Origin of the sequence: Paenibacillus sp. FSL R7-0210 (assembly GCF_038009085.1) — a bacterium.
GTDB classification, from domain to species: Bacteria; Bacillota; Bacilli; order Paenibacillales; family Paenibacillaceae; genus Paenibacillus_AQ; species Paenibacillus_AQ silagei.
In genome coordinates this window covers 803,271-814,484 of record NZ_JBBPAR010000001.1, presented here as the reverse complement: position 1 = coordinate 814,484, position 11,214 = coordinate 803,271, and the positions used below count along the sequence as shown (strand labels likewise).

Annotated in this window: 11 protein-coding genes; 5 read left to right on the top strand and 6 right to left on the bottom strand. The window is 50.1% G+C overall.

Annotation, left to right across the window (positions count from 1 at the left end):
* Window positions 1-13: 13 nt before the first annotated feature.
* From MKY64_RS03635 to MKY64_RS03625, 4 genes are all read left to right on the top strand, one after another.
* Window positions 14-307, top strand: coding sequence for a phosphatidylinositol kinase (locus tag MKY64_RS03635; RefSeq protein ID WP_339250112.1), 294 nt, complete (start codon window positions 14-16; stop codon window positions 305-307).
* 96 nt (window positions 308-403) lie between these two features.
* Window positions 404-649: a YuzF family protein gene (locus MKY64_RS03630; RefSeq protein ID WP_405115755.1), complete on the top strand. Its 246-nt coding sequence runs from the start codon at window positions 404-406 to the stop codon at window positions 647-649.
* Between the two features lie 74 nt (window positions 650-723).
* Window positions 724-828, top strand: coding sequence for an aldo/keto reductase (locus MKY64_RS33365; protein ID WP_339250114.1), 105 nt, complete (start codon window positions 724-726; stop codon window positions 826-828).
* Window positions 825-1,088 (top strand): aldo/keto reductase, encoded by a 264-nt coding sequence (locus MKY64_RS03625; protein ID WP_340950932.1) that lies wholly within the window; start codon window positions 825-827, stop codon window positions 1,086-1,088. The genes MKY64_RS33365 and MKY64_RS03625 overlap by 4 nt, the downstream gene beginning before the upstream one ends.
* 98 nt (window positions 1,089-1,186) lie before the next feature.
* Here MKY64_RS03625 and MKY64_RS03620 read toward each other — a convergent pair whose 3' ends face one another.
* The 5 genes from MKY64_RS03620 to MKY64_RS03600 are packed head-to-tail and all read right to left on the bottom strand — an operon-like array spanning window position 1,187 to window position 7,795.
* Window positions 1,187-2,911 (bottom strand): ABC transporter ATP-binding protein, encoded by a 1,725-nt coding sequence (locus tag MKY64_RS03620; protein ID WP_340950930.1) that lies wholly within the window; start codon window positions 2,909-2,911, stop codon window positions 1,187-1,189.
* A complete protein-coding gene (locus tag MKY64_RS03615) occupies window positions 2,908-3,765 on the bottom strand; it encodes an ABC transporter ATP-binding protein (protein ID WP_339250120.1) in 858 nt (285 codons plus the stop codon). The genes MKY64_RS03620 and MKY64_RS03615 overlap by 4 nt, the downstream gene beginning before the upstream one ends.
* A gap of 9 nt (window positions 3,766-3,774) precedes the next feature.
* On the bottom strand, window positions 3,775-4,788 hold the full coding sequence (locus MKY64_RS03610) for a FecCD family ABC transporter permease (RefSeq protein ID WP_340950928.1): 1,014 nt from the start codon (window positions 4,786-4,788) through the stop codon (window positions 3,775-3,777).
* The gene (locus MKY64_RS03605) at window positions 4,785-5,810 is read right to left on the bottom strand and encodes a FecCD family ABC transporter permease (RefSeq protein WP_445671689.1); all 1,026 of its coding nucleotides are present in this window, start codon (window positions 5,808-5,810) and stop codon (window positions 4,785-4,787) included. The genes MKY64_RS03610 and MKY64_RS03605 overlap by 4 nt, the downstream gene beginning before the upstream one ends.
* A 17-nt stretch (window positions 5,811-5,827) precedes the next feature.
* The gene (locus MKY64_RS03600) at window positions 5,828-7,795 is read right to left on the bottom strand and encodes an AraC family transcriptional regulator (RefSeq protein WP_340950924.1); all 1,968 of its coding nucleotides are present in this window, start codon (window positions 7,793-7,795) and stop codon (window positions 5,828-5,830) included.
* A 324-nt stretch (window positions 7,796-8,119) separates the two neighbouring features.
* Here MKY64_RS03600 and MKY64_RS03595 point away from each other — a divergent pair, with 324 nt between their 5' ends.
* Window positions 8,120-9,589 carry an RICIN domain-containing protein gene (locus MKY64_RS03595; protein ID WP_445671718.1) on the top strand — a complete coding sequence of 490 codons (1,470 nt, stop codon included), beginning with the start codon at window positions 8,120-8,122 and terminating at the stop codon, window positions 9,587-9,589.
* Window positions 9,590-9,805: 216 nt separating this feature from the next.
* On the opposite strand, the gene MKY64_RS03590 is transcribed toward MKY64_RS03595, so the two are convergent.
* Window positions 9,806-11,038, bottom strand: coding sequence for a YbfB/YjiJ family MFS transporter (locus MKY64_RS03590; RefSeq protein ID WP_340950921.1), 1,233 nt, complete (start codon window positions 11,036-11,038; stop codon window positions 9,806-9,808).
* Between the last annotated feature and the right edge of the window lie 176 nt (window positions 11,039-11,214).

The following is an 11,214-nucleotide window of genomic DNA, read 5'->3' as shown; positions in this document are numbered from 1 at the left end:
AGGAGGTTTACCCATGGAAACGAATTATCAACAAGTTGCCTGGAATTGTATGAATAAATATGTTGGTATTACTACAAGCGATGGTCAGTCTCACGACGGGTTTGTTGCTCATATCGATCAGAACTATATTACACTTGCCATTCCCACCAATGAAATGGTGGGCCAGATGAACGGAATGCCTGCTAACGCAACAACCTACAGACAATTCGGATACTATCCGGGTTTCTACCCGCGCCGCCGCTTTTATCCAAGACCGATCCCCTTTGGTGCCATTACAGCTTTGTACTTGCTTCCATTTTTTATTTAATAATGATTAGGGAATTCGTTATTGCATGGGCATCCGCCCAGTTCTTTATGTGGGCATTAGCATAGGATGATGTATAACCATTCGGGAGGTAACAAAGTGCTGAATAATCAAATGTATCCAATGCAGCAACAAATGCCGCAAGCAATCATGGTATATCCTATTGACCCCTACGTAGTCGAAACCTTAATGTCTGTAAAAGGTAAACAGGTAGTGCTCGAAACCACTCGCGGAGGGATTAGCGGCTGCTTAGTGGAAGTTAAGCCAGACCACGTTGTATTGGATACCAGGGGCCGGAAGTTTTTCGTACGAATCTGCGAGATTGTCTGGATCATGCCAGAATAGATTTCTGTGAAGGAGCTACGATAGTAGAGATCCCCTCAGTGTTACCCTAGCTGGGCGAGGAAGGCAGCCGCCTTATGATCAGACATGCGCTTGAGGCAGGAATCAACTTATTCGATACCGCTAATTTGTATTCGCACGGAACCAGCGAGGAAAGTGTCAGCAGGGCGCCTCCACCATGAGAACTTGGCAGTTCGCCAAGGCCCTGCATCTCCAGAAACAGAACGGTTGGACCCGCTTCATCTCCATGCAACACAACTACAACTTAATCGCCCGCGAAGAAGAAAACGAGATGATCCCGCTCTGTGCCGACGAGGGGATTCAGACCATGGTCTTCAGTCCGCTGTCGCGTGGGGTTCTGGCCCGGCCTTGGGGCGCACAAACAGCCCGCATGGCCGCAACCGTTGGACATGAGGTTGCGATTCCGGGTGGGGGGAAGTGAATTGAACGGAGCAAGAGGCCCATGCGGGGTTGCATGGGCCTCTTGCTCCGTTCTCTTTAATTAGGGGTCCTGACCCTTGAAGACCGATCCGATTACATTCAAGAAGCTTGCGTCGCATACAATCGTGCATAAATGCCGCCGCTACGCAGCAGTTCCTCATGCGTACCCATCTCGGCAATCTCTGTGCCCTCCAGCACGACGATCTGGTCGGCATGACGGACCGTCGATAGGCGATGGGCAATCACCAGTGTTGTGCGATCCTTCGATATTTCGTCCAGCGCCTGCTGGATCTCTTGCTCGGTCTTGGTATCCAGCGCCGATGTCGCTTCATCCAGAATGAGAATCGGTGCATTGCGAAGAATTGCCCGTGCGATCGAAATCCGCTGCTTCTGCCCTCCTGACAATCGTACACCGCGTTCACCAATCACCGTATCGTAGCCTTGCTCCATCTGTGCTATGAAATCATGCGCTTTCGCCGCCTTCGCTGCGGCCATCACATCTTTCCCGGTCGCATCCGCCCATCCATAAGCGATATTGTCATACACCGTGCCGTCAAACAGGAAGGTATCCTGCAGCACCATCGAGATATTATCACGCAGGCTGGAGAGTGTCACATCCCGAATGTCGATGCCATCCACTTGAATTGAACCGGTCTGCGGGTCGTAGAACCGGTTAACGAGACTGGCCAATGTCGTCTTTCCTACACCGGTTGTACCTACAAGCGCCACCGTCTTTCCAGGCTCAATAGTCAGGTTCAGCCCTTCTAGTACAGGGGCACCATCCGGATATACGAATGTGACATTCTGAAAGGATATCTGTCCTTGTATACGCGGCAAATGGACTGCATTTCGCTTCTCCTGTATGTCTTCCTCCTCTTCCAGCACATCATATACCCGTTTAAGGCCAGCAGCGGCTCTCCCCGACATTTCCACCAAGCTGGAAAAGGACTTTACCGGTTGATAAAACATACCCAGGTAGGCGATGAATCCAATGATATCAGCAATACTTACCTCACCTGTTGCCATCAATCTGCCGCCTAGTATCACGACAAGCACAGTACCCAGCGCGGTCACAAATGCCAGCAACGGCACAGAGGTCTCATAGAACAGACTGGCGCGCAAATAGGTCTTCGTATGTTTCATAGCCAGACGGGAAACGTTGCCCCGCTCCTCCTCCTGCCGATTGAAAATTTGGATTTCCTTCATGCCCGACAAGTTCTCCTGCACCTTGCCAGCAATCTCTCCCCGCGCCTTGGAATTCTCTCCCCATAGCGGTGACAAGCGTTTGCTTTGCCATACCGTGATCGCAAGCAGCAACGGAATTGTGATCAGACTGATCAGTGCCAGCTTCACATTGATCGTCAAGAGCAGGATGCCTACTCCGATAAAAGTCAGCCCGTTGATGATAAAGTCAGGAATGGCATGGGCAATATAAATTTCCGCTTCCATCGCATCATTCACCACGCGCCCGGTCAAGTCACCCGTCCGGCTTCGATGGAAATAGCGCAAGCTCATTTCCTGATATTTGCTATATAATCTTGTTCTTAAATCTGCCACATAGTGAAGTGCCGCATAATGGTTCATATAGCCGGCCAGTGATGTTCCGATGGCTTGCAGACAGGTGGCTCCAAGCAGCAACAGACCAATCTTCAGCGCTTCCGCGGCAAACCGGCTGCTGCCTTCGATCGCCAATTGTGTCAACGAGCGGAGCGCCCAAGGCAAATAAAACCCGGCAATCGTGGCCATCACGATACCGGCAAATCCAATGCCTAACTGCAGCCAGTATTTCCGTGCGCCCATCAGGACACGCCATGCGGTTCTCATGTGGCAATCGACTCCTTCTGTTCCTCAGCTTGCAGGAATCCTTGATCTGCTTCTTGGTCTCTACGCTTATCACGCAATAGCTCGTACGTCACATACACCGGCCGCCCTGTTCGCGGTTCCAGCATAATCTCGGCATCAATGGCAAATACCTCACGCAGCGTCTGTACCGTCATTACACGCTCTGGCGAGCCATGCTCCACCACCTGGCCCTCACGAATCGCCACCATATAGTCGGAGAAGCGCGCTGCCAGATTCAGGTCATGCAGCACCATCACAATCGTCACTTGCTGACTGCGATTCAGTTCATAGAGCAGTTCCAGCACTTCGAGCTGATGCGCCAGGTCCAGATAGGTGGTGGGTTCATCCAGCAGGATCAGATCGGTCTGCTGGGTGAGCGCCATCGCAATCCATACGCGCTGACGCTGACCGCCAGAGAGCGTATCCACCTCACGATGCTCAAACGCTGTAAGCTGTGTAACCGATAGCGCCCAGGTGACTACTTGCTTATCCTCTTTGGAGAGCTTGCCGAAACCCCGTTGATGAGGAAAACGCCCATAGGCGACTAATTGGCCGACTGTCAAGCCGCTCGGTGCGGTTGGCGTCTGCGGCAGAATCGCCATCTGCTTGGCGACTTCCTTGGTGGACAGTGTGCGGATATCGGCACCATTCAGATAGACCGTACCATTATTCGTCTTGAGCAGCCGGCCGACTGCCTTGAGTACGGTTGATTTGCCGCATCCATTGGGACCAATAATCGAGGTGATCTGTCCACGCGGAATCTGCAAATCCAGTTCTTTGACGATAAGCGTGTCATTATAGGCAATATCAATTTGCTCTGCTGTAATACTTTCCATGACGTCCTCCTAATTGGCCTTCGCTAGTAAATAAAGAAAGTACGGAACACTGATGACCGTAATGACGATTCCCGTCGGCACATCTCCCCCCAGGTTAACCGTGCGCGTAATCGTGTCAGCCAGCACCACGACTAATCCGCCGGTCAGGCTGGCAGCCGGAATGAGTAATTTGTGATCAGGCCCGACCAGTTTCCTTGCCATATGCGGAGCGATCAAGCCAACGAAGAAGAAGCTCCCGCCAACAGCTACACTGCCAGAGGATAAAGCAACAGCAGCGATCGACAACCCCAAAAACTGCCGCTTCACGGAAAGTCCCAGCCCTTCTGCCGTCTGATAGCCCAGATGGAGGGTGTTCAGCATCCGGGACTTGTAGAAAATATAACCGATTAAAATCAAGACCCATGGTGCCAGTACGGCAATATAGCGCCAATCAGCGCCCCACAAGCTCCCCGCCAGCCAATTCAGCATGAAGTCCATCTGCGAATCATCCAGCTTGAGTGTCAAGAAGGTGGTCAGCGCCCCATACCCGCTTCCGAGTGCAACCCCGGTTAAGATCAGACCGATTGGCGAGAGGTTTCGCCCACGGTGATACGATAATAAGAAGATCAATCCCGCCGCCAGCAGGCCGCCAACAAAGGCCAGCAGCGGCAGGGCAATGAAAGAACTTTTTCCTGCCGATGCGATGAATACTACGAAGAACAGGACAAACAAACCCGATCCTGAACTAATCCCCAGTGTCCCCGGACTAGCCATGTCATTGCGCAGCAAACTCTGCATCACGACCCCAGCCGCGCCCATTCCCAGACCTACCAAGATCGACAGTACAATTCGTGGCATCCGAAAATCGAACAGGATCAGATTTTGCTTGCCGGTGCCGTTACCCAGGAGGACATTCAGCACTTCTAGCGGTGAAAGATTCATCTTGCCGGAATTCATGCTAATGACAGCAAACATAAGGATGAGCACTATAAGCACTACATTGACGAGGATCCCCCGTTGCACCGTATAACGCTGCTTGATCATTCGAATTCCCTCCTTTGCCTGCGGGCCAGGAAGAGAAAGTACGGCACACCAATGATAGAAAAGATAATGCCAATCGGTGTTTCGAACGGCCTATTGATCAAACGGCCAGCCAGATCGGCCGATACGGTCAGTAACGCACCATATAGCGCAGCAGCCGGAATAATGTACCTGTAGTCGACACCGACCATGTATCGTACAATATGCGGGGTAATCAGACCCACAAAACCGATTGGGCCAACCACGACAACAGCCAATCCAGTCAGCACGAGCACGGTAATTGTCGACAGCCCCTTGACCAGTCCGCTGCTGATACCGAGTCCACTTGCCACATCATCCCCCAGACTAAGCAATGTAACAGAAGGAGCCAGCGCCAGCGCCAGCAGTACACCACCAACAAATAGAGGGGAGATAATCAGTAATTCCTCCCACTTGGCCCCGGCTGTACTGCCTGCGGTCCAGAATGCCAAGGCCCGGCCCAGGTTGTAATTGATCGCCAAATACTGACTGAGTGCGCCAAACAGCATGGAGATGGACAGTCCTGCCAGCACCAGCCGCTGAGGTGTCATCCCGCGCTTGCCCAGCGACGCGATGAAGTATGTGATCCCGGTCGCAAGTGCTGCTCCCAGACAAGCAAACAGCATCATCTGCCCATACGAATACCCCGGTAGAAAGGCCAGGCATAGCGCAATCGCGAATGCTGCACCAGAGCTGATCCCCATCAGCCCGGAGTCGGCCAGCGGATTACGCGTTGTCCCCTGCATGATCGCACCACAAACCGCAAGGCTACATCCGACAATCAGATCGGCTACGGTACGCGGAAGACGTAGGGTTTGAATAATTTGATGTTCAGTGAGCGTTGGATCAAACCGGAAAATAGCCTCCCATGCAGTCGCTAACCTCATGTCAGCGGCACCAAAGCTAATCGACGCCGCTGACATGAGAACCGTTAATCCAAGCCCTACCACCATGTACATGGTGAAGTTCACCAACCCACGGCGATTTTGTTCAGGCTTGTTTTTCATCGTATTTCCAGATCCCCTTATTTAGCTAATGCCAGCAATTGATTGACAATATGATCAATCAACGCACTGGAAGTCATTATATCCGTGGACCAAGATAGCGATGAACCCACCGTTACGATCCGATGATGTTGCACAGCGGGTAGTGATTTCCAAACCGCATGATCAGCAGGAACTTCCGTATCTCCTAAGGCGATCAAATAATCTCCCATGTAAGCGGGCAAGACCTCCATTGAGATCTGTCCCCAATATTTATCTGCGTCAATAATATCAGTTTGAACCTTTGACGGTGCCTTCATTTGAAGCTGATTATACATAAGCTCGCCAACCGCATGCTTGGCTCCAGCGATGGAGTTCGTTTTATCACCGAATTCTCCCATCGTAATCGTCACGTCTGCAAGGCCGGCATTCTTAAGGGATAGCTTCGCTTCTTCGATTTTGTTAGCATAAGCACTCAAAACAGCCTCAGCCTCTTTCGGCTTATTCAGAACATTGCCAATAAAATGGATACGCTCTTCTGTAGTCATATCACCATAAGGGACATAAATGGTCGGGGCAATTTTGGATAAATCCTCATAATTCTCTTCGCCCCATGCTAATATGATCAGATCAGGCTCAAGAGTCATGACATCTTCCGGCTCCATCTTTATGTTAATTGAATCTTTAATCTCGGTAGAATACACCGCCTCTGTCTCGCCTTTTGTTGCTCTCGCCACACCATGAGGAGTGACACCCAAAGCTACCACATCACCAACCAGATAATCGACTACAACACGCTGAGGGTTGCTGGGCACCTCAACATCACCCTTTACTGTAGATATCGTTCTGGTCTGCGAGACTGCTTCTGAAGCCTTCGTCTCCTGTACTTCCGGTTGTGTCGTCTGCCCGGTCTCCGCAGACGGATTCACCGTTCCCCTATTATTCGCTGGCGTCCCCGACGTACATGCCGTCAGCAACAGCATCAGGCTCATCGCCGCCACAAAGATCATTTCTTTACTTCGTACTTGTCCAAACATGCTTGATTCCCCATCTCTATAAGACTTGACTAGACTCGCCAGTTCCCTCTCATTGTAATGAAGATGAGAATCATTATCAATACCATCAACCTGCATGGATGGTGCGTTTATTTTCCGGTAATCACTCGGCGTCATCTTGTAATACTTCTTAAACATCCGAAACAGGTTCTTCTCATCAGCAAACCCAGATCCTGTTGCTATCTCTTTAATGGTTGCCTCTGTATACTTCAAGTCATGACAGGCAGCTTCAATCCTCCTCTGAATGAGGTACTCCTGTAAGCTCATCCCTTCCTTCTTTTTGAACAACCGCGTTAATTGCCCGCCACTGATCCCAAACATAGCGGCAATATCCTGGAACATAATCGGCTCCCGGTAATGTTTATCTAGATATATTTTGGCAGAACTGGCGGGAAAGGGCTGGAGATAGCGAATCTCGCCACCCTCAAAATCTCTATACACCCTATGGATCAATTGATATAGAAACCCCTTAGCCTGAAGCTGATCCATCGCCTTGCCGCGGTTCCAGTCATTCAACATTTGTTGAAACCAGTCGAGCAGCAAGATAGGATTACTTGGTGTATAACCAAACTGTTGAACAAATGGATTGACTTCCTCCAGTAATTGCTGCAGGTGCTTCTTGTGGAAAAGAGGGGATTCCGCTTTATAAAAGACCATAAAGGTCTTCACACCCTCCCTTTTAGGCGAAATACTGAGCAGGCTCCCCTTCCCGCCATGAACTAGACCGAAGCGTTCCATTCCAAATGTGGTTTCATTCAGTTGAATTTGCGCTTCCCCTCCACAGGCATAGATAAACATGCTGCTAGGCATTTTATAATGCTCCAAAGGGTATGCGGACGCTATATTCTGAAAGCGTACATCTATTAATGTAATGATCGAACGTGTCCAAATGCGGGCCATCGTATCGATCATCTCCGGTGTAAATACCTTGCTAGCTTCTGCTTCTTCCTGCATCAGTCCGCGCTCCCCCATCTCACTTGTCCCAATTGATATACCGATCCTAAAATGATTTTGATTATCATTATCATAATGATCAAGGTAAGTATATCATCATTAAGTGACATTGGGGGAGCAGACAACGGACGTTATGCTTTGGATTCCAAAGCATCTCAGGTAGCTCTGGCGAATTGTTACAAAAGAAATATCCATTTTGTCTACAAATATCCAAATGTTTAAATTGATCGTAATTTGTATTACTGGTAATGTTTGGAGAGAAAGGAGGACATTCTGTTTGATTTTTGTAAGCGCTTAACTAAATAATGAATAAAATGAAGGAGGATTACTCGAATGCATGTGAATGAATGGAAAAGAGCTAAAACACCCTTTATTCTGTTTCTGTCCCTTCTGCTGATTGTCCTGTCCTGTGGAGGATCTGGCTCCAAGAGCTATGCCGCTCCGCTCAGTCTCCTTAACGGGATTCAGTTCAAGGATACTTCAGGCAATCCGGTTAATGCGCATGGCGGTGGAATGATCAAGTCTGGCAGCTATTATTATTGGGTTGGGGAGAACCGGGATGGAACGAACTATGTATCACTTTACCGTTCAACAGACCTGAAGAACTGGGAATTCCGCGCGAATATACTATCCAAGAGCAGCGCCTCAGAGCTTGCAACCGCCAATATCGAACGCCCCAAGCTTCTTTATAATGCGGCAACCGGAAAATATGTGCTATGGGCGCATAAAGAAAACGGGGTAGATTACGGAGAAGCAAAAGTCGCTGTTGCCTCAGCCTCCAATATCGAAGGTCCGTATACGTATCAAGGCAGCTTCAGGCCTCTTGACTACGATTCCCGTGATATGACGGTATACAACGATAACGGCACCGCTTATCTGATATCAGCCACAAGGGTGAATGCCGATCTTAACATTTATCGTCTGACACCGGATTTTCTGGGCGTGGAATCACTGGTCCAGACCCTGTGGGCAGGCTCATACCGTGAAGCTCCTGCTATGTTCAAGCGGGGCTCTACCTACTTCCTGATCACTTCCGGCGCAACAGGCTGGACTCCTAACCAGCAGAAATACGCAACCGCTTCCAGCATAAGCGGAACCTGGAGCGCCCTCTCCAATGTCGGAGATTCACGCGCTTCCGAGTCACAAGCCGCCTATATCATTCCTGTTGAGGGTAGCTCATCCACGTCCTATCTATATATGGGTGACCGCTGGGCCGGAGCCTGGGAGCGTCCCGCCAATGAATCCAAATACGTATGGCTGCCGTTGACATTCCCTTCATCGACCACCCTCTCCATCTCATGGTACCCGCAGCTTAACATCGACAGTGCAGCAGGAACGGTCGCAGGAACTCCATTCACGGTAGACAGCAGCCTCACGTATGAGCTGATTAACCGCAAAAGCGAAAAGGCTTTGAACATTAGAGCGAGTGCAACAGCAAATGGTGCAGATGCCGAACAATGGACCGATACTAACTTACCGAGTGAACGTTGGACGCTGATCGACGCTGGCGACGGGTACTATAAGCTTAAGAATACCAACAGCGGATTGATTCTTGGCCCTGAGAATGGCACTACGACCGATGGAACAGTCATCGAACAGTGGTCAGACGGGGGTTGGACCAGCCAGCATTGGCAGCTGATTGATGCAGGCGGCGGCTTCTTCAAGCTGAAGAACCGCGCTACCGGCAAATTGATAGACGTCTCCTCCGGCGCACTCACCGACGGTGCCAATGTGATTCAATGGAGTAACAACAACGGCTTGAATCAACAATGGCAAATCGTCGTGGCCAATTAATAAATGGTGCTGCTCCCTTCTCCAAGCGTTGTGGTCACTATGATTGATCGCGTGGTAGCGTTCACGGAGCGTCCATTCAAGTCCACGCGTTGATCTTTCTCAAAAAAAGGAGGCGTCACAGAAGCCATTACATGACTTTTGGGACAGCCTCTTTTATTAAAGCCCTATTACTATAGCCCTATATGGTTCGTGGAAAAGCCTTCTGTGGACTCGCTGTTACTGCTTTATCTTTTTGCTCTGCTCCAGCAATTTCTGTTTGCGCCCAGAGATCAGGCTGGCAACTAATCCAAAGCCGTAGACTACCGCTCCGAATCCATAAGCCACTCCGTAGCCACCGAGATGATCAATCATCCACCCTGTCATTCCCGGACCCAGCATTTGACCTACCGCATAGAATATTGAGATAAATCCGATGGCAGTTGGAACGTACCGGGGATTGACTTGTTTCGCAGCCTTCAGCTGAATTAATGTAACCAGACCACCGATACTGGAGCCCCAAAGTACTGATGATGAGACGAACCCCGGAATACTGTGATTCAGAAGCGGGATGATATCCCCTGCCGCCGCACAAGCCCAAACCAGTATAAACATCCGGTTTACACCAAATCGGTCGGACAGACTGCCCCAGACAGGGCCGCCTGCAATGCTGAAGATGCCAGCTATGGCGTACACCAGACCGGCAGCGCGGTCCGAAATCCCTTCAGCCAGCATGAAACCAGATTGATATAGATTGGGAACAAGATATGCTATACCTACTAGAAAATAGAGTACAGCCACCTGCATCAATGCTTTATTTTTTAACCACTTCGGTTTGTCTGTCTCCTTCACGCTCCCTACAATCTCGGGATTTCTCAGGATCAATAAAGCCGCGATTAGCACAACAAGTGAGATGATACCGAACCCTAACCAGACCGCACGCCAGCCTAGAACGGGGAATTGAGCGGTTAGTAAGGGTACTAAAAATCCGCTTAACAGCATCCCGATACCTGCACCACTTAGCAACATCCCGAGGACGATTCCCTTCTTGTCCGGGAACTGGCCCAGCATGAGGGACATGAGCGGAGTGAACACCAGTGCACTGCCCCCTCCGGCCAGGAACATGAACAGAGCCACCCAAATGAACGAATATGATCCGGAAAGGCCAAACATGCTGATGACAACAGCACAACCTCCTGCCATAAGAACAGCTTTGCTACCCCAGCGGACAGCGAGTATACCCGATAACCCGACCGAAGCCAGGTAACCTAGAAACATGATCGTGCCAAGCATCCCTCCCTGTGAAATTGACAATCCGAGTCCGGCCTGCATATAAGGCAACACTAGCCCGTAGGCCATTCGCGCAAACCCTGTCGTGGTCACAATCATCAACATCCCGGTCAGTACAAACGGCCAGAAGGATGGGAGAGGGGCTGAATTGAAATTGGAATCAGAACTGTATTTCGAGCGCACCTGGGCACTCTCCCTTCTGTGAAAATATGAAAATAATTATTACTATAGTAAGGTTTTTCTGACGGCACCCTCTACCCCAAGGTGGATTAAAATCCCCGTTTCACGGAATCCATGAGATTCTCTGCAATTTAACCATCCGATTTCATGAAAAAGCCCTTCAGTGGGTTCTGAAGGGC